At 68.4% G+C, this 18,589-nt stretch carries 19 protein-coding genes and 1 pseudogene; 8 read left to right on the forward strand and 12 right to left on the reverse strand.

Annotation, left to right across the window (positions count from 1 at the left end; translation table 11 throughout):
• Positions 1-3: 3 nt before the first annotated feature.
• Together AC10V3_RS03325 and AC10V3_RS03330 are read right to left on the reverse strand one after the other, a co-directional pair.
• A pseudogene (locus tag AC10V3_RS03325) lies at positions 4-1,537 on the reverse strand (anion permease).
• A 260-nt stretch (positions 1,538-1,797) separates the two neighbouring features.
• The gene (locus AC10V3_RS03330; protein ID WP_349605658.1) at positions 1,798-1,926 is read right to left on the reverse strand and encodes a hypothetical protein; all 129 of its coding nucleotides are present in this window, start codon (positions 1,924-1,926) and stop codon (positions 1,798-1,800) included.
• Between the two features lie 34 nt (positions 1,927-1,960).
• Between AC10V3_RS03330 and AC10V3_RS03335 the strand changes: the two genes are divergently transcribed.
• The 7 genes from AC10V3_RS03335 to AC10V3_RS03365 all read left to right on the forward strand — a co-directional run bounded on the left by AC10V3_RS03335 (position 1,961) and on the right by AC10V3_RS03365 (position 8,788).
• Positions 1,961-2,206, forward strand: a complete 246-nt coding sequence (locus tag AC10V3_RS03335) for an RNA-binding protein (protein WP_022533759.1) — start codon at positions 1,961-1,963, stop codon at positions 2,204-2,206.
• A 51-nt stretch (positions 2,207-2,257) separates the two neighbouring features.
• Positions 2,258-3,118, forward strand: coding sequence for a tyrosine-protein phosphatase (locus AC10V3_RS03340; RefSeq protein WP_349605660.1), 861 nt, complete (start codon positions 2,258-2,260; stop codon positions 3,116-3,118).
• Positions 3,119-3,361: 243 nt separating this feature from the next.
• Positions 3,362-5,746 (forward strand): DUF3141 domain-containing protein, encoded by a 2,385-nt coding sequence (locus AC10V3_RS03345; RefSeq protein WP_349605662.1) that lies wholly within the window; start codon positions 3,362-3,364, stop codon positions 5,744-5,746.
• Between the two features lie 50 nt (positions 5,747-5,796).
• Positions 5,797-6,576 carry an enoyl-ACP reductase FabI gene (gene fabI, locus AC10V3_RS03350; protein WP_022533762.1) on the forward strand — a complete coding sequence of 260 codons (780 nt, stop codon included), beginning with the start codon at positions 5,797-5,799 and terminating at the stop codon, positions 6,574-6,576.
• 79 nt (positions 6,577-6,655) lie between these two features.
• Entirely contained in the window at positions 6,656-7,450 is a 795-nt protein-coding gene (locus AC10V3_RS03355) for a TOBE domain-containing protein (RefSeq protein WP_349605663.1), read from the forward strand.
• A gap of 185 nt (positions 7,451-7,635) precedes the next feature.
• Positions 7,636-8,235 (forward strand): LysE/ArgO family amino acid transporter, encoded by a 600-nt coding sequence (locus tag AC10V3_RS03360; protein ID WP_349605664.1) that lies wholly within the window; start codon positions 7,636-7,638, stop codon positions 8,233-8,235.
• 16 nt (positions 8,236-8,251) lie between these two features.
• Positions 8,252-8,788, forward strand: coding sequence for a class IV adenylate cyclase (locus tag AC10V3_RS03365; protein ID WP_022533765.1), 537 nt, complete (start codon positions 8,252-8,254; stop codon positions 8,786-8,788).
• On the opposite strand, the gene AC10V3_RS03370 is transcribed toward AC10V3_RS03365, so the two are convergent.
• The 5 genes from AC10V3_RS03370 to AC10V3_RS03390 all read right to left on the reverse strand — a co-directional run bounded on the left by AC10V3_RS03370 (position 8,758) and on the right by AC10V3_RS03390 (position 12,418).
• A complete protein-coding gene (locus AC10V3_RS03370; RefSeq protein WP_349605666.1) occupies positions 8,758-9,480 on the reverse strand; it encodes an ATP-binding cassette domain-containing protein in 723 nt (240 codons plus the stop codon). The two genes, AC10V3_RS03365 and AC10V3_RS03370, sit on opposite strands and share 31 nt — an antisense overlap.
• 8 nt (positions 9,481-9,488) lie before the next feature.
• Positions 9,489-10,202 (reverse strand): molybdate ABC transporter permease subunit, encoded by a 714-nt coding sequence (gene modB / locus AC10V3_RS03375; protein ID WP_022533767.1) that lies wholly within the window; start codon positions 10,200-10,202, stop codon positions 9,489-9,491.
• A gap of 18 nt (positions 10,203-10,220) precedes the next feature.
• Positions 10,221-11,003 (reverse strand): molybdate ABC transporter substrate-binding protein, encoded by a 783-nt coding sequence (gene modA / locus AC10V3_RS03380; RefSeq protein WP_490923110.1) that lies wholly within the window; start codon positions 11,001-11,003, stop codon positions 10,221-10,223.
• A 206-nt stretch (positions 11,004-11,209) separates the two neighbouring features.
• On the reverse strand, positions 11,210-11,404 hold the full coding sequence (locus AC10V3_RS03385; protein WP_022533769.1) for a DUF1059 domain-containing protein: 195 nt from the start codon (positions 11,402-11,404) through the stop codon (positions 11,210-11,212).
• 72 nt (positions 11,405-11,476) lie between these two features.
• The gene (locus AC10V3_RS03390; RefSeq protein WP_022533770.1) at positions 11,477-12,418 is read right to left on the reverse strand and encodes a 2-hydroxyacid dehydrogenase; all 942 of its coding nucleotides are present in this window, start codon (positions 12,416-12,418) and stop codon (positions 11,477-11,479) included.
• A 199-nt stretch (positions 12,419-12,617) separates the two neighbouring features.
• On the opposite strand from AC10V3_RS03390, the gene AC10V3_RS03395 reads away from it, so the two are divergent.
• Positions 12,618-13,178: a nucleoside 2-deoxyribosyltransferase gene (locus tag AC10V3_RS03395; RefSeq protein ID WP_349605669.1), complete on the forward strand. Its 561-nt coding sequence runs from the start codon at positions 12,618-12,620 to the stop codon at positions 13,176-13,178.
• A gap of 45 nt (positions 13,179-13,223) precedes the next feature.
• Here the strand turns inward: AC10V3_RS03395 and AC10V3_RS03400 are convergent, their stop codons facing one another.
• The 5 genes from AC10V3_RS03400 to AC10V3_RS03420 are packed head-to-tail and all read right to left on the reverse strand — an operon-like array spanning position 13,224 to position 18,114.
• On the reverse strand, positions 13,224-13,838 hold the full coding sequence (locus tag AC10V3_RS03400) for a PqiC family protein (RefSeq protein WP_349605670.1): 615 nt from the start codon (positions 13,836-13,838) through the stop codon (positions 13,224-13,226).
• Complete coding sequence (locus AC10V3_RS03405; protein ID WP_022533773.1) at positions 13,835-15,481, reverse strand: PqiB family protein; 1,647 nt, start codon at positions 15,479-15,481, stop codon at positions 13,835-13,837. The genes AC10V3_RS03400 and AC10V3_RS03405 overlap by 4 nt, the downstream gene beginning before the upstream one ends.
• Complete coding sequence (locus AC10V3_RS03410) at positions 15,468-16,205, reverse strand: paraquat-inducible protein A (protein ID WP_022533774.1); 738 nt, start codon at positions 16,203-16,205, stop codon at positions 15,468-15,470. Before AC10V3_RS03410 ends, AC10V3_RS03405 begins: the two co-directional genes overlap by 14 nt.
• A complete protein-coding gene (locus AC10V3_RS03415; protein ID WP_022533775.1) occupies positions 16,202-16,915 on the reverse strand; it encodes a paraquat-inducible protein A in 714 nt (237 codons plus the stop codon). Before AC10V3_RS03415 ends, AC10V3_RS03410 begins: the two co-directional genes overlap by 4 nt.
• On the reverse strand, positions 16,915-18,114 hold the full coding sequence (locus tag AC10V3_RS03420; RefSeq protein WP_349605672.1) for an AI-2E family transporter: 1,200 nt from the start codon (positions 18,112-18,114) through the stop codon (positions 16,915-16,917). Before AC10V3_RS03420 ends, AC10V3_RS03415 begins: the two co-directional genes overlap by 1 nt.
• Positions 18,115-18,589: the final 475 nt, after the last annotated feature.

Below are 18,589 nucleotides of genomic sequence, written 5' to 3' on the forward strand. Positions count from 1 at the left end.
TCCCTACACCCAGCCCAGCCAGCGCCAGTACGTCGCCGCGAACAGCAGCATCATGGCGTAGCCCACGATCGTCACCGGGATGCCGATGCGCGCGAACTGCCGGCCGTTGAAGGTCTCGGTGCCCAGGCACACCATGTTCTGCGGCGCGTTGATCGGCAGGATAAACCCGAAGCTCACCGTGTAGCCCAGCAGCATGGTCATGCCGACGCGGTTGATGTCGCCCGGCAGCGTCTGCAGCACCGAGATCAGGATCGGCAGCATCGCCGCGGTCAGCGCGGTGGCGCTGGCAAAGCCCAGGTGGATCAGGATCAGGAAGGCGGCAAGGATGGCGAACACCATCACCGGACCCTGCGTGGCCAGGCCTGAATGCGCGACCACGAACTTGCCGAGCCACTGGCCGGCCTGCGTGCTCAGCAGCGCGGTGCCCAGGCTGATGCCGACGCCGAACACGATCAGTGCCCCACGGCGTGCGTTGCTGCATGGTCTTCCAGTCCATCACGCCGATGCGCGGCAGCATCAGGATCACCAGGCCGACGAAGGTCACGGTGGCGGTGTCGAAGCTGTGGAGCTTGCCTTCAGTCGCCCAGAACAGCAGCAGGCCGATCGAGACCGCGGCCAGCCGCTTCTGCGGCCCGGTCATGGGGCCGAGCGCGGACAGTTCGCGCTGCACCGCTTCCTTGCCGCCGGGGATGGCGTCGGTCTCGGCAGGCAGCAGGAAGCGCACCAGGAAGTACAGCACAACGGACATCACGATGGCCCACGGCGCGCCGGCGATCAGCCATTGCAGCCAGGTGATGCGCTCGCCCAGCAGCTTGTCCATGAAGCCCACCGTCAGCAGGTTCTGCGCCGCGGCGGTCTGGATGCCGACGTTCCAGATGCTGGTGGCCTGCGCCACGGTGATCATGATGCCGGCGGCGATATTGGATTTCTTGTCGACCCCGAAGGCAGCGATCACGCCCATCATGATCGGCACCACGCAGGCGCTGCGCGCGGTGGCGCTCGGCACCACCAGGCTCAGCGCGATGGTGACGGCAATGGTGCCGACCAGGATGCGGCGCGTGCTGGTGCCGATGGCCGACAGCGTGACCAGCGCGATGCGGCGGTCCAGCCCCGTCACGGTCATCGCCGCCGAGATAAACAGCGCCGCGGCGACTAGCGCCAGCGCGGTATTGGAGAAGCCGGCCAGCGCCATGCCCAACGCGCGCGAGGTGCCGTACAGCACGTTGGGGTCGTTGACGGTCGGCGCAAAGCCGATCAGCCCCGCCATCAGCGAGGTGATCATGATCGCGCTGGTCTCGTACGAGACCGCTTCGGTGATCCACACCACGATGGCAAAGGCCAGGATCGCGAGCATGCGGTGGCCGGCGACGGTCAGGCCTTCAGGCAGCGGGATCGCCAGCACGCCGATCAGCACGGTGACGGCGACATAGAGGCCCCAGTGCAGCGTCACCTTGGGCGCGGCTGGAACGACTGCTGCAGTGGGCGGGGCGGGCGGCGTGGGAGTGGCCGCGGAGGCGGTGGAGGAAGTGTCGGGCATCGCCATCATCCTTGTGGTTGATGATCCTCGTTGGACACCACGGCACGGACTGCTCTCGGCGATCGGGCGGCGCACCGGCGCGAAGTACCGGCGGGTTGCCGGCGCGGCGGGCAATGTCGGTCGCGAGATGGCATCCGCGTTGTGCGTGCTGCTAGCGGCCGGGCTTTTGACGCGGCCGCCGCGTCGACTAGGAATTCTCTGATGTGACGAGGAGGCTGTCGAGGCCGTGCGGCGCCTGTTTGCGCCGGCCATGACGTAGATCAAGTTTTGCTATAGGTGACGGATTTCTGAGCCGCTTCCGGCATCCCAACCTGTAAACGCAGGCGCTGCAACGCCTCGCGGCGGTTGCCGGACACCATGCGCACCGCCGCCTCGCGCGGGTGATGCATGCGTCGGGGTGATCTGAAATAATTGGAGCCGATGATGAAGGTTTTAGTACGCGGGCTGAAGGCAGGACTCAGTGCAGCGGCGCTGCACAAGGCACTCGCACGGTACGCCAGCATCCGCTCGGTGGAACTGGTGGAGGCCGGTGACCCGAAGCATCCGTGGGCTTGGGTCGATATCGACGCCAGCGCACTCGCGGTGTGGAAGCTGGTGGCGAAGCTGGACCGGCGCTATATCGCCGGGTGCCATCTGCGCTGGCATGTGCCGGCCTACCGGAGCCGCTGAACTTGCTGCAGCGCACGAGCCCGCCTCGACAAGAACAGTCAGGGAACAACAATGACCAAGTGGATTCACCGGGCGGGCTTGCTGCACGCCCATGCGGTCGTGCCGCCGGCACCGGCGGCAGGCATCGACGGGGCTGTCAGCGAAATCAGCAACGGCACTGCCAGCAACGCCATTCAGGCAGAGCTTATTTTCGACACCATCAGCAACGCGCGCGACCTCGGCGGCCTGGCCGGCGCCGATGGCCACCGGGTGCGCCACGGCCGGCTGTACCGCAGCGGCAACCCGGCGCTGGCCAGCGCCGCGGATCTTGACCGGCTGCATGCGCTGGCACTCGACATGGTGGTGGACTTCCGCTCGCCCGGCGAGAAATCGCCCGACGAGGCTGCCTTCGGCCAGCGCTTCCGCTGGATGGCGGTGCCGGTGCTGGACGGCAGCATGGCGATGGATGTGCTGATGCCGCGCCTGCGCGCCAGCACGCCGGCGCAGATGGATGCCTTCATGCTGGAGGTCTACCGCGACTTCCCGGGGCGCTACCGCGACGCCTTCGCCGGCTTTATGCGCACCGCGCAGGGCGGCAAGACGCTGCTGTTCCACTGCACCGCGGGCAAGGACCGCACCGGCTTTGCCTCGCTGCTGCTGCTGGCGGCGCTGGGCGTGGCGCAGGACGACATCCTGGCCAACTACCTGGAATCGAACCGGCGCAACGCGCAGTTCAATGAGACGGCGCTGGCGCGCATGGGGCAGCTCGGTGTGCCGGCTGAAGTGATGATGCCGCTGCTGGAAGTCCGCGCCAGCTATCTCGATGCCTCGGTGCAGGCCATCGAGCAGGGGTGGGGCAGCCTGGACAACTACCTGCGCGACGCGCTGGAGGTCGACGTCGCGCAGCTGCGCGAACACTACCTGGCCGGCTGAAGCGCGGCCAGTTCCCCGTCTTGCTGCAACGCGCAAGCGCAATGGGCCAGTATAGGCGACGAATTTATCGCTGCGATGACGGGCTCGGGCGGCCCGCCGTGCGGCTTCACGCACACCCGTTCGCGGCTTGCAGCACTCCCAGGCGGCTGCTAGGCTTGTTTTAGTTGCAATGCAACATGCGTCACTCCGGCTGCGCCGACAGCGCGCAAACGCCCGGCAGCGGCGCCAATCGGGGGAAGTGGAATGACCGCACGCATACCCGCCGGGCCGCCGCAGGGCGGCTCCGCACAAGCACCCTCCACCAGCCAGCCCGCAGGCGCCGCCAATCCGTTCGCGGCATTGGGCCAGCCGGCGCTGGAATACTTCACCGACGCCTGGCAGCGCACCGTGCTGCTGCTCGATATCCTGCGCCAGCGCGGCAACGAGTCCGCCGAGCATGAGCGCGAGGGCATGCCGGCCGTGCTGGTGTTCGAACACGAACTGCTGGCCGACGGCCGCGAACTGCCCGAGCCCGTCAACTACGCGCTGCTGCGCATCGTGCCGCCGGCCGACAGCCCGACCGATCCCGCCAAGCGCGCCTTCGTGGTGATTGACCCGCGCGCGGGCCACGGCCCCGGCATCGGCGGCTTCAAGACCGACAGCGAGATCGGCATCGCGCTGCGCAGCGGGCATCCGTGCTACTTCGTCACCTTCTTCCAGGAGCCCTGCCCGGGGCAGACCATCGAATCGGTGGCGCGCGCCGAGGCCGCCTTCCTGAAGATTGTCGGCGAGCGCCACCCGGACGCACCGGGCAAGCCCTTCGTGGTCGGCAACTGCCAGGCCGGCTGGGCGCTGATGATCCTGGCCGCGGTCGCGCCCGAGCGCACCGGGCCGCTGCTGGTGGCGGGCGCGCCGCTGGCGTACTGGTCGGGCGTGCGCGGGCGCAACCCGATGCGCTACAGCGGCGGGCTGCTGGGCGGCTCGTGGCTGGCCTCGCTGACCGCCGACATGGGCAACGGCCGCTTCGACGGTGCCTGGCTGGTGCAGAACTTCGAGCAGCTCAATCCTGCCAACACGCTGTGGCAGAAGCTTTACGACGTCTACGCCAAGGCCGATACCGAAGGCCCTCGCTTTCTCGAGTTCGAGCGCTGGTGGGGCGGCCACTTCCTGATGAACCGCGACGAGATCGACTGGATCGTGCAGAACCTGTTCGTCGGCAACCGGCTGACCGCGGGCGAGGTGCACAGCAGCGACGGCAAGACCGTAGTGGACCTGCGCAACATACGCTCGCCGGTAATCGTCTTCGCGTCCTGGGGAGACAACATCACGCCGCCGCAGCAGGCGCTGAACTGGATTCCGGACCTGTACCCCACCGACGAGGAACTGGTCGCCAACGACCAGGTGATCGTCTACTGCCTGCACCCGACCGTGGGCCACCTGGGCATCTTCGTGTCCGCCGGCGTGGCCAACCGCGAGCACAGCGAGCTGTTCTGCGCGCTGGACCTGATCGACGTGCTGCCGCCGGGCCTGTACGAGGCCAGGATCGAGGATGTCGCCCCCGACCTGCCGCACCGCGACCTGGTCGAAGGGCGCTACCTGATCCGCTTCGAGCGCCGTAGCGTGGCCGACATCCTGGCGCTGGACGATGGCCGTGACGATGAGCGCCCCTTCGAGGTGGTGCGCCGCGTGGCCGAGATCAACCAGCATATCTACGACACCTTCGTTTCGCCGTGGGTGCGCGCGATGTCCAATGAATTCAGCGCGCAATGGATGCGCGCGCTGCACCCCGCGCGGCTGGAGCGCGCGGTGGCGACCGACATGAACCCGTGGATGTCCTGGATCGGCGCGATGGCGCCGATGGTGCGCGCGAACCGCACGCCGGTATCGCCGGACAACCCGTTGCTGACGATGGAGAAGGCGGCCTCGGCGCAGATCATCAGCGCGCTCGATCAGTTCCGCGATGCACGCGACGCGTGGTACGAGCGGGCCTTCGAGGCGATCTACGGCTCGCCGGTGATGGCGGCGCTGGTGGGCCTGCGCGCGCAGGCGCCGGTCAACGTGGAATCGCCCGTCACCGTGGCGCTGCGCAGGGAGCTGGCGGAGCGCCGGCTGAGCGATGCCGAGGCGTCGATCGGGCAGGGCGGCCCGCTGGAAGCCTTCGTGCGCGTGCTGGCCTATGTGGCCGACCGCCCGAGTTCCATCGAGGAACGCCCCTTCAACCTGCTGCGCCGCATGGCACGCGAGCAGCCCGAGGGCGCGTGGCATGCCGACCTGGTGACCTTCAAGGCAGCAGTGCGCCAGCAGAGCTTTATCGTGCGGCTCGATCCGAAGCGGGCGATCCAGGCGTTGCCGGCGCTGGTGCCGGATCGCGACACGCGCCGCAGGCTGATGATGGCGGCGCATCGCGTGATGACGGTCAACGGCCCGCTGGATGGCGAGCGGCTGGCGCGCTATCGCGAGGTCGCCGAGGTGATGGGCACCGGGCATGCGCCGGAGGTTGCGGATAATGCCGGGCGTGCCGACGCAGCGGAGGGCGCGCAGGATGGGGTGCTGCCCGACGAGCACCCGCAGGCCGGCAAGCCGCAGGCCTCGCGCGCGGTGCCGCCGCGCAAGCCGGCTGCGGGCACACCGCCACGGCCACGCAATTGAGCGCCTGCAAATGCTTACTCATCGCGCCTGATGTCATCCCGGAGCCAGCCATGGTCAACGTATCCAATCCGCCGCTTGACGGCGCCCGTGTGCTGGTGGTCGGCGTGGCCAATGCCGAGTCGATCGCGTGGGGCTGCGCAAAAGCGTTTCGCGAACTCGGCGCGCAGGTCGCCATGACCTATCTGAACGACAAGGCCTATCCGCACGTGGCGCCGCTGGCCGAGGCCGTGCAGGCGCCGATCCTGATGCCGCTCAATGTGGAAGACGCCGGGCAGATGGAGGCGCTGTTCGCACGCATCCAAAGCGTGTGGGGCGGCCTCGACTCGGTGGTGCATTCGGTCGCGTTCGCGCCCAGGGCCGACCTGCAGGGCGGCCTGCTGAACTCGTCGGCCGAGGGATTCGCGCGCGCCATGGATATCTCGTGCCACTCGTTCATCCGCATGGCGCGCCATGCGGTGCCGCTGATGAAGGAAGGCGGCACGCTGTTCGCAATGAGCTATGAAGGCGCCAACCGCGTGGTGCCCAACTACGACCTGATGGGGCCGGTCAAGGCCGCGCTGGAAGCGAGCTGCCGCTACCTGGCGCATGAGCTGGGACCGAAGGGCATCCGCGTCCACGCGATCTCGCCGGGGCCGCTGAAGACCCGCGCGGCGTCGGGGCTGAAGGACTTCGACCTGCTGCTGGCCGAAGCCGCCGGCCGCGCGCCGCTGGGCGAGCTGGTCGACATCATGGATGTGGGCTTCGCCACCGCCTATCTGGCCACGCCGTATGCACGCCGCATCTCCGGCAATACGGTGTATGTGGATGGCGGCGTGCACATCATGGCATAGGGCCTCGAACCAACGCGGAATCGGATTACCATAGCCGCGTTTCCCACTTCTTCGCGGCGCCTGCGGGCGCCTCGCAACCATGCTCGAACTCCAGGGAGCCATCTGGTTCCGCTCCGGCTCGCAAGACTGGGGCGGCAAGGACCGCATCGCGCTGCTCGCCGCGATCGGCGAACAAGGCTCGATCACCGCGGCCGCGCGCGCCGTCGGCATCAGCTACAAGGCCGCATGGGATGCCATCGACGCGATGAACAACAGCGCCGGCGAGCCGCTGGTGGTGCGCGCCGCCGGCGGCAAGGGCGGCGGCGGCACGCGGCTGACCGCGCGCGGCGAGCAACTGATCCGCACCTATCGTGCGCTCGAGGATGAGCACCGGCGCTTTCTTGCGCAGCTGTCCCGGCTGGGCGAAGGTGCGGCCGAAGATGTCCATCTGATGAGGAGGATGATGATCAAGACCAGTGCGAGGAACAAGCTGTTCGGGCGCGTTGCCAGCGTGCGCGGCGGCGCGGTCAATGACGAGGTTGTGCTGGAGTTGCCTGGCGGGCAGCGGGTGGTTGCCACCATTACGCATGAGAGTGTCGAGACGCTGGAACTGGCTGAAGGTGTCGAAGCGTTTGCGCTGATCAAGGCGTCTTCGGTGCTGGTGGGGTTGCCGGATCCGGGGATGCGGTTGTCGGCGCGCAATCAGTTGCCTGGGGTGGTGTCGCGGGTGATGCCGGGGGCAGTGAATGCCGAGGTGGTGATCGAGCTGGATGGTGGCGGGACGATTGCGGCGATCGTGACCAATGGGAGCGTGGAGGCGTTGGGGCTGCAGGTGGGTTTGCCTGCGGTGGCGTTGTTCAAGGCCTCTAGTGTGATTCTGGGCGTGGTGGGGTAGCGCGCCGAGTCGAGCCCAGAGTCATCGCCTGCCGGCGGTTTGCTCCCCTCTCCCGCATGCGGGGAGAAGGGCAGGGGGAGAGGGCAGGCCTTAGGGAAGCACGACAAGCGTCAAGATGCTGCAACGAGCGGCGCAAGGGTTGCATGCAATAATAAGCACCCAAAAAAACAGCCGTTCCACAACCAATGCATGCCGCCCTGGCCGGCTTCTCCCTCGGCCTTTCCCTGATCCTTGCCATCGGTTCCCAGAATGCCTTCGTACTGCGGCAAGGGCTGCGGCGCGAGCATGTGTTCTGGGTAAGCCTGGTGTGCGCACTCTCGGATGCGCTGCTGATCCTGCTGGGCGTGTCCGGCTTTGCCGTGATGATCCGCAAGCTGCCGTGGCTGGATACGGCGATGCGCTATGGCGGCGCGGCCTTCCTGATCTGGTATGGCGCGCGCAGTTTCCTGGCTGCGTGGCGCTCGAACGCGGTGCTGGACCCGAGCGATGCCGCACCGCGCCCGCTGGGCGCGACGCTGGCGGTGTGCCTGGCATTCACCTGGCTCAATCCCCACGTGTACCTCGACACGGTGATGCTGATCGGCTCGGTGTCGACGCAGTTCGCCGGACATGCGACGGAATTCGCCGCGGGCGCGATGACCGCCTCGTTCCTGTTCTTCTTTTCGCTGGGCTATGGCGCGGCGCTGCTGCGGCCGGTGTTTGCGCGGCCGCGCGCGTGGCAGGTGCTGGAAGTGGTGATCGGCGTCACCATGTGGGTGATTGCCGCGCGCCTGCTGCTCGGCTGATTGCACGGAGACCTGTATGCCAAGAAACGTAGAGATCAAGGCCCGCATCGACAGCGTAGAGACCGTGCTACCTCGCGCTGCGGCACTGGCCGATCAAGGTCCCGAATACATCCGCCAGGATGATACCTTCTTCCAGTGCGCCAACGGGCGGCTCAAACTGCGCGAGTTCGCGCCCGACCATGGCGAGCTGATCTTCTACGCGCGCGCTGACGAGGCTGGCCCCAAGGAGAGCTTCTACATCCTGTCGCCGACGCGTTCCCCCGATACGTTGCGCGCCGCGCTGGCCGCCGCGCATGGCGAAGGCGGACGCGTGCGCAAGCTGCGCACGCTCTACCTGGCCGGCCGCACGCGCGTCCACCTGGACCGGGTCGAGGCGCTGGGCGATTTCCTGGAGCTGGAAGTGGTGCTGGCCGACGAGGAACGCGTGGAGGACGGCGTGGCCGAGGCGCACGCGCTGCTGGCGCGGCTCGGCATCCCGGCGTCGAACCTGATCGAAGGCGCCTACGTCGACCTGCTGCGCGCTCAGGCCATGCGCGCCGACACCGGCGCGTAGACCGGCGGATGTTGGCGGCTGGTGCCGCTGCCGAAGATGCGGCCTTCGCGGATTTCCAGCACGTGGTCGCCCAGGGCCTCCACGTCGGCGGGATCGTGCGAGATCACCAGCATCGGCACATCGAGGCTGGCCTGCAGCGCGCGCAGCTCGGCGCGCATGCGTGCGCGCAGTGCGGGATCCAGCGCGGAGAAGGGTTCGTCCAGCAGCACGATATCCGGCTGCGCCACCAGCGCGCGCGCCAGCGCCACGCGCTGTTTCTGGCCGCCGGAGATCTCGGCGGGATAGTTGCCGACGATATCGGCCAGGCCGAAGGCATCGATCCAGCGCTGTGCTTCCGGGTGCATCGCAGCGCGGCGCGGGTTGCGCCAGCCGCGCGACAGGCCGAAGGCGATGTTCTGCCCGACGGTCAGGTGCGGGAACAGCGCATATTCCTGGAACAGGTAGGCCACGCGGCGGTCTTGCGGCCGTATGTCGATGCCCGCCTCAGCATCGAACAGCGTGCGTCCGTTCAGCACGATGCGGCCGCTGTCGGGCGCCAGCAGGCCGGCAATGGCGCGCAGCGTCAGGCTCTTGCCCGCTCCCGAGGGGCCGAACAGCGCGATGCGGTGGCTCGCCGAATCGAAATCGATATCCAGCGCGAAATGCCGGTCGGCCGACACCATCTGCTTGCGGATGCTGACATGCATGCTCATGGTGCGGCTCAGCGGAAGACACGAGGGCGCAGGCGCCGGCGTTCGTAAAGGTGGGCGGGATTGCGCGCGGCCGCCGGCACCAGCCGCCCCGCGACCACCAGCAAGAGCACGCAGGTGACCGAGGTCACCAGTACCAGCAGGTTGGCGGTGTTGTCGTCGCCGGCCTGCACGGCTTCATAGATGGCCACCGACAGCGTCTGCGTGCGCCCGGGCAGGTTGCCCGCGATCATCAGCGTCGCGCCGAACTCGCCCAGCGCCCGCGCAAAGGCCAGCAGCACGCCGGCGATGATGCCGCGCGCGGCCAGCGGCAGCGTGACGCGGAAGAAGATGCCGGCCTCGGGCACGCCCAGGACGCGTGCGGCATTTTCCAATTGATGATCCACGCCTTCAAACGCGGCGCGCGCGGACTTGAGCACCAGCGGGAAGGCGACGATGGTGGAGGCCAGCACCGCGCCCTGCCAGGTGAAGACCAGTTCGATGCCCAGCCGCGCCAGCCACTCGCCAAATACGCCACGCCGGCCCACCAGCACCAGCAGGTAGTAGCCCAGCACGGTGGGCGGCAGCACCAGCGGCAGCGTCAGCACCGCATCGACCACGTCGCGCAGGGGCGAGCGCCAGCGCGCCAGCGCCCACGCCGCGCCGACGCCGAGCACGGCGTTCAGCGCGGTGGCCCAGCCAGCCACCTTCAGCGACAGCAGCAGCGGTACCCAGACGGCGTCCATGGTGCGCGGGTTGCGTGGTCAGGGCTTCTGGAAGCCGTAGCGCGACAGGATCGCCTGGCCTTCGGGCGAGGCGACGTAGTCGACGAACTGCGCGGCTTCCTTCTGCTGGCGCGACTGGCTGGTGACGGCGATGGGATAGGTCACCGGCGTGCGGCTCGGCACGCGCACGGCGACCCTGACCTTGTCCGGCATCACCGCTGCATCGGTGGCGAAGACAAAGCCGGCTTCGACCTCGCCGCGCGCCACGTAGTCCAGGCTCTGGCGCACGTTCTGCGCCGGCACGCCCTTGGCGGTGACGGCATCCCACAGCCCGGCTGCTTCCAGCGCGCCGCGCGTGTAGCGGCCCACCGGCACCGATGCCGGGTTGCCATAGGCGATGCGCTTGACCTCGGGGCGCATCAGGTCCTGCAGCGAGCCGATCGCCAGCTTGCTGTCCGATGGCACGATCAGTACCACCTGGTTGGTGGCAAAGTTGCGGCGCGAGGCCGGGGCGATCACATTCTCGGCCTCGGCCTTGTTCATCGCTTCCTGGTCGGCGGAGGCGAACACATCGGCCGGCGCGCCCTTGACGATCTGCTGCATCAGCACGTCCGAGGCGCCGAAGTTGAGCACCACCTGCGTGCCGGGATGGGCGCGCTGGTACGACTCGGCCAGCGACTTGAAGGCGTTGGTCAGGCTGGAGGCGGCGGAGACCACCAGGTCGGCGCCGAAGGCGGGCGGGGCGGCGAGGGCCAGCGCGGCGGCGGCGCCCGCCAGCAGGCGCGGCAGCATCCCGCAGCGGCGGGAACGGAAAGCGGACATCGGGAATCCTTGGGAAGCTCTGGCCAGCGGCGCCGTGGGGGCGGCCGCTGGAGTGTCAGGCGCAATATAAGTCTGTATATAGCGCTGCGTCAATGATGCGCCATGACGGCTGTCATGGGTATTCGGCCTGACTCAAGTGCTTTATCAGGGCTGCGAATGAGCCCCAGGGCGGAGGCCGGCGCCCGCGGGCGCCAGCCTTGCCGGCTTCATGCCGGCGGGGTGCCTTCCTTGAACAACGATTTCAACTGAGTGCGCAGTTCAGGGGTGTCCTGATGCTTGTGCACCGCCACCGCATGCTGGACCGCGGCTTCGAGCAGTTCGTCCTCGCTGTCGGCGCTCAGCGCAACCGTGCAGTTGGTTTCGCTCGGGAACTCGCGGCAATCGATAAATTTGCGTGCCATATTGCCCTCCAGACCCCGGCCCGCAGGGTGAAATGAAGCCGGTGCATCCAGTATAGGCAGGGCGACAGGTCGCTACAGCACCGGCGTCAGCACCTTGCCGTTCGTGAGGAATGCATCCAGGTTCTGCAGCGTCAGCGCGGTCATGGCGGCGCGCGTCTCGTGCGTGCCGCTGGCCATGTGCGGGGCCATCACGACATTGTCCAGCGCCAGCAGCGCGGGCGGTACCTTGGGCTCGTCCTGGAACACGTCCAGCCCCGCGCCGCCCAGGCGGCCTTCGACCAGCGCCGCCACCAGCGCCGCTTCGTCGATCACGCTGCCGCGCGAGACATTGACCAGGATGCCTTTGGGCCCGAGCGCGTCGATAACCTCGCGCGACACCAGACCGGCGGTTGCCGGGCCGCCGACGCAGGTCACCACCAGGAAGTCGGCCCACGTGGCCAGCGCCTTCAGGTCGGGCTCGAAGCGCCACGGTGCACCCTCGCGCGGGCGGCGGTTGTTGTAGGCGATCTCCATGTCGAAGCCCTGCGCGCGGCGCGCCACGATCTCGCCGATACGGCCGAGCCCGAGGATGCCGAGTTTCTTGCCCGACGCGCGCGTCGTCAGCGGGAAGCCGCCCTGCGGCCAACGCCCCGCGCGCACGAAGCGGTCGCCATATGCAATGCCGCGCGCGGCGTCGAGCAGCAGGCCGAAGGCCAGGTCGGCCACGCAATCGTTGAGCACGTCGGGCGTGTTGCTGACCTGGATGCCGCGCGCACGGGCCGCGTCCAGCGCAATCGAGTCATAGCCCACGCCGAAGCTGACGATGGCCTCCAGCCGCGGCAGCGCATCGATCAGCGCGGCGCTGCAGCCATGGCGCGCCGAGGTCACCACCACGCGCACCTGCTGCCCCTCGCTGCCCGCCCAGGCCAGCGGATCGGCCTGTTGCCACAGCGCGGCGACGCCGTATTGCTGCTGGAGGGTGGCGTTGGTCTGCGGCGCGAGCGGGCCGACCTGGAGGATCTGGGGAGCGGACATGGGAAGAGCGGAAGTCGTTGGGATAGGCGGGCAGGGCGTCGGCCCTGACGGGCAATGGTAGCGCAGGGTCACGTGCCGCGCAGGCGGCGGCAAAGCGCAGCGGACTTGCGCGCGTGCAAGATTGTGCGATGTTCGGGCACGCGGGGCGGCACCGCCGGGTTATGCTGCGGGCGTCCTCTTTTCCTGCCTCCCACGTGCCATGAAAACCATCTACCTTGCTGGCTTTGACGTCTTTCGCAAGGATGCGCTCGCCTGGGGCGAGCATCTCAAGGCGCTGTGCGCCGCGCACGGTTTCACCGGCCTGTACCCGCTCGACAAGTCCGCGCCACAGGGCCTGTCGGGCCAGGACACCGCGCGCTGGGTCTATGACGCCAATATCGCGCTGCTGCGCCGCGCCGACATGGTGGTGGCCAACCTCGACGATTTCCGCGGGCCGGGCGAGCCGGATTCCGGCACGGCGTTCGAGGTGGGTTTTGCGGTGGCGCTGCAGAAGCCGGTGTGGGGCTACAGCGCGGATGCGGGCACGCTGCGCGAGCGGGTCACGGTGGTGACCGATGAAGCAGGGCGGCCGCTGGATGCGCGCGGGTTTGTGGTGGAAGATTTCGGGTTCGGCAAGAACCTGATGCTGGCGTGTTCCGTGAAGCTGGTGCAGGGCGGGGCGGCGGAGTGCCTGGCGGCGATGGCCGCGGCGGACCGGCGTCGCGCCGCTGAAGCCGCCGCGCGGCGGGAGCGGGATCTGGCGGCCTGGGGGGATGACTGACGGCGCTGTCGTTTCTCTCCTTTGGCCAGCCCGGGCACTCCCGGCTTACCGCAGCGACTGCACGCCGGCGGCAATATCCGCCGCCGTACTCGCCACGATCTCGCGATACGCCGCCACCACCCCATCCACCGCGCCCGGTGCCGGCAGCTCAGCCTGCGTCCGCCCGCTGACCACCTTGCCATCCGGCAGCCGCCGCACCGTCCAGTTGATGGTGGCACCCGCCCGCTGCCCCACATCCGCATCGAGCCGCAGCACTTCGGTCGTGATGCGATACAGCGGCTGCACGTCTGACAACCCCTGCTGGTAGGTATCGACCGCACCCAGCGTAGCCTGTAGCCGCTGCGACAGCGCATCGCGCAGTTCATCCGGCAGCGGCGACGACCAGCGCGCCAGGTCCAGCAAGCGCAGGCTGGCGTCGCCGCCCGCGCCATCGCGCACCACCAGCTGCGGGCGGTTGAGCCGCTCCGGCACGCGCACCGGCGCGACTTCCAGCCAGAGCGTATTGGTGGAGGCCGCCGGCGTCGCCGGCGGCAACGTCGCCACCGCGGCGGGCCCCTGGGCCAGCGTGTAGTAGCGCGGTTCGGGCGAGGCACAACCGGCCACGGCGGCAGCAGCCAGCGCGCCCGCCAGAAGGCTGGTGAGAGGAAGTCGCTTCATCAATCTTTCTCCGGCTTGCCGCGCACCAGCGCTTCGGGATGGCGTTCGAGGTAATCGGTCAGGGTGCGCAGCGAGGTCGCGGTGCGCGTCAGTTCCTGCAGCATGCGGCGCGTGTCCTGCTGCAGCGGCGCGTCGGACGCGAGCGTGCCGTTGGCCGTGGTCAGCGTCTTGCGCGCGTCCTGCAGCGCCGCCAGCACCTGCGGCGCGACGTCGCCGTTGAGCTGCTGCACCAGCTTGTCGGCCGTGGCCAGCGTCTGGTTCAGGCTCGCCACCGTCTTGCGCAGGTCCTGGCCGATCTGGTCGAACGGCACCTTGTCGATGCGGTTGACGATGTCGCCAACCTGCGCCTGCAGCTGGTCGAAGGTGCCCGGGGTGGTGGCGAATTCCGGGATCGGCGCGTCCAGGTCGACCTTGGCCGGCTCCGCCTTCGGAAAGAAGTCGAGCGCCACGTAGAGCTGGCCGGTGAGCAGGTTGCCGGTGCGCAGCTGTGCGCGCATGCCGCGCTTGAGCAGCCCCTCGAGGATCTGGCGCGCGCGCACGCGGTCCTCTACGTCGCGCTCGCGGAAGCCCATGCGCGAGGGATAGAGCTCAACCACCACCGGCATGCGGAATGCCTTCTTGTCGCGCTGGTACTCGATCCCAATCGAGCGCACCTGCCCCACGTTCACGCCGCGGAAGTCCACCGGCGCGCCTGGCGACAGCCCGCGCACCGACTGGTCGAAGTTGAGCACGGCCAGCGTCGGCGCCAGTTCATCCGGTTCCTTCATCGCCTCGGCCTGGTCGCCGGCCAGCAGGAACTGCGTGTTCTCGGCGGCGGCCTCGGTGGCGGAAGTGCGGTCCGGCGCCTGGAAGGCGACGCCGCCCAGCAGCACCGTCACCAGCGACTGCGTCGACAGCTTGAGCCCGCCGGCATCGAGTTTCAGGTCCACGCCGCTGGCATGCCAGAAGCGCGAATCGGCGGTGACGAGCTTGTCATAAGGCTTGTTGACGAACACGCGCAGCGTGATGTCGCGCCCGTTGGGCTCAAGCTGGTACGCCACCACCTGGCCCACCTGCACGCGGCGGTAGTACACCGGCGAGCCGATATCGAGCGAGCCCAGTTCCGAGGCACGCAGCACAAACTGCTTGCCGGAGGCGTCGGTGGTCACCACCGGCGGCACTTCCAGGCCCTTGAAGTCGCGCGTGGATTCGCCCGACTTGCCAGCATCGACACCGATATAGGCGCCAGAGAGCAGCGTTTCCAGCCCCGACACGCCGCTGGCCGCAAAGCGCGGACGCACCACCCAGAAGCGCGTATCGGCCACGGCGAAGTTCTCGGCGTCCTTGGTCAGGTCGATCACGGCCACCACGTGCGAGCGGTCGCGCGCCAGGCGCACCGACTTGACCAGGCCGATATCGACATCCTTGTAGCGCACCGCGGTCTTGCCGGGCGTCAGGCCCTCGGCGGTGCGGAAGGTGATGGTGATCTCGGGCCCGCGCGAGGCTAGCGTATGCACCAGCAGCGAGACGCCGACCACGGCGGCGACGATCGGGATCAGCCAGACCAGCGAGGGGATCCAGCGCGCGCGGCGCCGGCGCTCGGGCCGCGGCAGGCCCGGCGGTGGGGTGCCGCCGGGCGTGGAGGGTTGGTTGTCAGTGTCGGGCATTGTTATCTTCCAGCGAATCCCACAGCAGGCGCGGATCGAAGCTCAGCGAAGCCAGCATGGTCAGGACCACGACCGCGCCAAAGGCGAGAGCGCCACCGCCGGGGATGATGGTGGCCAGCGCCCCGGCCCGCACCAGCGAGGCCAGCAGTGCCACCACGAAAATATCGAGCATGGACCAGCGGCCGATCACCTCGACCAGGCCATAGAGCCGGGTCTGCTGCCGGATCCGCCAGCGCGAGCGGAAATGTACCGAAAGCAGCAGGAAGGTCAGGATCACCATCTTCAGCAGCGGCACGATGATGCTGGCGATCAGCACCACCACGGCCAGCAGGTGCGAGCCGGACAACCACAGGTAGATCACGCCGGACAGGATGGTGTCCTGCTGCGTGCCGAGGATGGAGCGGGTGACCATCACCGGCAGCAGGTTGGCCGGAATATAGAGGATATAGGCCGCCAGCAGGAAGGCCCAGGTGCGCGCCAGGCTCTCGGGCTTGCGATGGTGCAGCGTGGCGCCGCAGCGCGGGCAGGGCTCGCCTTCGAGCGTGCTCGGGCTGACCAGGTCGCAGGCGTGGCAGGACACCAGGCCCAGGCGGCTGGCGGTGGGCACCAGTGGCAGCGGGGTGCGTTCGTCGTCGTCGGTGAGTTCGGCCACGACCTCGCGCGCGAGCTGGCGCGGGCGAGCCAGCCGAACCGGCTGCCGGGGCGGTTGCGGGGTGCCCGTCATCGGCCTTCCTCGTCCGGGGTGCCGGGGTCGCTGGCCGGGGCCTGTGCGTCGCCGTCCGGCGATTCCAGGTGGCGCCACAGGTCGCGCGGGTCGAATGACAGCATCGCCGCCAGGACGATCACCAGCGCCCCGAACGACCACAGCGCAATGCCGGGCAGCACGCGCGCCATGGTGGAGAGCTTCACCAGCGTGACCAGTACGCCGATCATGAAGACTTCGATCATGCCCCACGGCCGCGTCTGGCGGATGCCGCGCACGATGCGGTCGAAGCCGGCGGGCATGCGGTGCTGCGCCATCGGCACCAGCAGGTAGGCCATCATCAGCAGCTCGGACAGCGGGAACAGGATGGTGGTCGCGAACACCAGCGCCGCCACCAGCGCCATTTGGTCATCGTTGAGCGCCTGTACCGCGCCCAACAGCGTGGTCTGGGTGCGCACGCCCTTGAGGTCCATCTCCACGATCGGGAAGGCGTTGGAGATCAGGAACAGGACCAGCGCGGTGATGACCAGCGGCAGCAGGCGGCGGTAGTGGCGGCGGCTCTCGCGGTAGAGCTCGCCGCCGCAGCGCAGGCACAGCGCGCGTTCGCCCGGCGAGATCGGGGTGCGTTCGTAGATGGCGTCACAGTATTCGCACGCCACCAGCCGGTGCAGCGCGGCGGGCGAGGTGTCGGGCGAGGGGTCGGCCGCCGGGGGCGCGTCATGTACTGCCATCAGCCGGGATGCTTGCCGGTGGCGGCCGGCGGGACGTCGGGGTTGTCGACTACGGCCGGTGCGGAAGGGCTTGCCGGCACGGCCGAGATGGTGGGAGGGGCCGCGGCCGGGGTCGCGGCGATCGCATCGCCGGCCATCAGGTCTTGCTTCAGCTCGCCCTCCGAGCCGATGGTCCAGTCGCGCAGCAGCGCATAGGCCACTGCCAGCAGCGTCGGCCCGATAAACACGCCCAGGAAGCCGAACGCCAGCGCGCCGCCGAGCACGCCCAGCATGATCCAGATCAGCGGCAAGCCGGTGCCCTTGCTGATCAGCAGCGGCTTGACGATGTTGTCCGCCATGCTGACCACCGCCACGCCCCACACCACCAGGAAAATGGCCCAGCCGGTGGAGCCGGTGTGGTACAGCCACAGCGCCGCCGGCAGCCACACCAGCGGCGGCCCGACGGGGATCACCGACAGGAAGAAGGTGATGAAGCCCAGGATGGCCGCGCCCGGCACGCCCGCGATCCACAGGCCGATGCCGGCCAGCACGGCCTGGATAAAAGCGGTGCCCAGCACGCCGTAGACCACGCCCTTGACGGTGCTGCCGGCCAGCTCCAGCAGGTGGTCGGCACGCTCGCCGGCAATGCGGCGCATGCCCGCGCGCAGCCAGGCGATGGCGAACTCGCCGCCGGTATAGAAGAAGAAGGCCAGGATGATCGACAGGGCCAGTTGCCCCAGGCCAGCGCCGATCGAGAGCCCGGCGCCGAGCAATACATGGCCCACCGGCGCGATCAGCTTGCGCAGGTTGGCGACCATCTCGGAGTCGGCGTGGATCACGCTCTCCCAGGAACTGTGCAGGTAGGAGCCGACGAAGGGCAGGCTGCTCAGCCAATCGGGCAGCTGTGGCAGGCCCTGTTCCACATAGCGGTCGACCAGCGCGGACAGTTCGTCCAGGTGCGCGGAGAAGCTGGCGCCGGCGTAGACGAACGGGCCCAGCACGATCACGGTTGCCACCAGCACGCAGATCAGCGCCGCCAGGCCGCGCCGGTTGCCCAGCCAACGCGACAGCACTGTGTACGGGTACCACGAACTGAAGGCCAGGATGGCGCCCCACAGCAGCGCCGTGGTGAACGGCGCGAGCACCAGCAGGGAACCGCCGATCAGCACGATCAGGGCGAAAACCGCTGCGATTTTCTCGATTAACTGGCCGGAACTCATTGATGGGTCTCCCTAGGTTCCGTCCGGGTGACGGAAACGGCGTAAATATAGCTTACGGCGGGGCGGGACATCTGAAAGGGGGTGATTCAGGCGTCACTGCGGTGCGGTATGTCCGGTGGGTCCACAGTGCCATAGGATTGTGATGTTGAACAGGTTGGGGGATATGGCATGGTTGGGGTGGCTGCGGCAGGCAGTCGATGATCGACGACCTGGTCGCGGCTGGTGACATGCTGCAGCTGTTGAACCGCTTGGTTCCGCCCTCCTGGGCGGGTCACTTAGGACGGTACGGTTCACCGACGTAGGGGACAAAACAGTTCAAGCACATAGGTAACAGGTTTCTAATTTGGCTAGCCAAGCCTCAGCGTGTTACCCATGTGATTGAACTCGTTTGTCACCCATGAGGGTGTCACAGGCAGGCGCATCCCAGCCATTAGGACCCGGACGCCGCGCGCAGCGCAGCCGAAGGCGTTGATGC

This window comes from Cupriavidus sp. PB-02 (assembly GCF_058252315.1).

Excerpts from the sequence above, each read along its gene's own strand:
- AC10V3_RS03330 (WP_349605658.1), bottom strand. The coding sequence starts at position 1,926 with ATGCATCACCCGCGCGAGGCGGCGGTGCGCATGGTGTCCGGCAACCGC.
- AC10V3_RS03335 (WP_022533759.1), top strand. The coding sequence starts at position 1,961 with ATGAAGGTTTTAGTACGCGGGCTGAAGGCAGGACTCAGTGCAGCGGCG.
- AC10V3_RS03340 (WP_349605660.1), top strand. The coding sequence starts at position 2,258 with ATGACCAAGTGGATTCACCGGGCGGGCTTGCTGCACGCCCATGCGGTC.
- AC10V3_RS03345 (WP_349605662.1), top strand. The coding sequence starts at position 3,362 with ATGACCGCACGCATACCCGCCGGGCCGCCGCAGGGCGGCTCCGCACAA.
- fabI (WP_022533762.1), top strand. The coding sequence starts at position 5,797 with ATGGTCAACGTATCCAATCCGCCGCTTGACGGCGCCCGTGTGCTGGTG.
- AC10V3_RS03355 (WP_349605663.1), top strand. The coding sequence starts at position 6,656 with ATGCTCGAACTCCAGGGAGCCATCTGGTTCCGCTCCGGCTCGCAAGAC.
- AC10V3_RS03360 (WP_349605664.1), top strand. The coding sequence starts at position 7,636 with ATGCATGCCGCCCTGGCCGGCTTCTCCCTCGGCCTTTCCCTGATCCTT.
- AC10V3_RS03365 (WP_022533765.1), top strand. The coding sequence starts at position 8,252 with ATGCCAAGAAACGTAGAGATCAAGGCCCGCATCGACAGCGTAGAGACC.
- AC10V3_RS03370 (WP_349605666.1), bottom strand. The coding sequence starts at position 9,480 with ATGAGCATGCATGTCAGCATCCGCAAGCAGATGGTGTCGGCCGACCGG.
- modB (WP_022533767.1), bottom strand. The coding sequence starts at position 10,202 with ATGGACGCCGTCTGGGTACCGCTGCTGCTGTCGCTGAAGGTGGCTGGC.
- modA (WP_490923110.1), bottom strand. The coding sequence starts at position 11,003 with ATGTCCGCTTTCCGTTCCCGCCGCTGCGGGATGCTGCCGCGCCTGCTG.
- AC10V3_RS03385 (WP_022533769.1), bottom strand. The coding sequence starts at position 11,404 with ATGGCACGCAAATTTATCGATTGCCGCGAGTTCCCGAGCGAAACCAAC.
- AC10V3_RS03390 (WP_022533770.1), bottom strand. The coding sequence starts at position 12,418 with ATGTCCGCTCCCCAGATCCTCCAGGTCGGCCCGCTCGCGCCGCAGACC.
- AC10V3_RS03395 (WP_349605669.1), top strand. The coding sequence starts at position 12,618 with ATGAAAACCATCTACCTTGCTGGCTTTGACGTCTTTCGCAAGGATGCG.
- AC10V3_RS03405 (WP_022533773.1), bottom strand. The coding sequence starts at position 15,481 with ATGCCCGACACTGACAACCAACCCTCCACGCCCGGCGGCACCCCACCG.
- AC10V3_RS03410 (WP_022533774.1), bottom strand. The coding sequence starts at position 16,205 with ATGACGGGCACCCCGCAACCGCCCCGGCAGCCGGTTCGGCTGGCTCGC.
- AC10V3_RS03415 (WP_022533775.1), bottom strand. The coding sequence starts at position 16,915 with ATGGCAGTACATGACGCGCCCCCGGCGGCCGACCCCTCGCCCGACACC.
- AC10V3_RS03420 (WP_349605672.1), bottom strand. The coding sequence starts at position 18,114 with ATGAGTTCCGGCCAGTTAATCGAGAAAATCGCAGCGGTTTTCGCCCTG.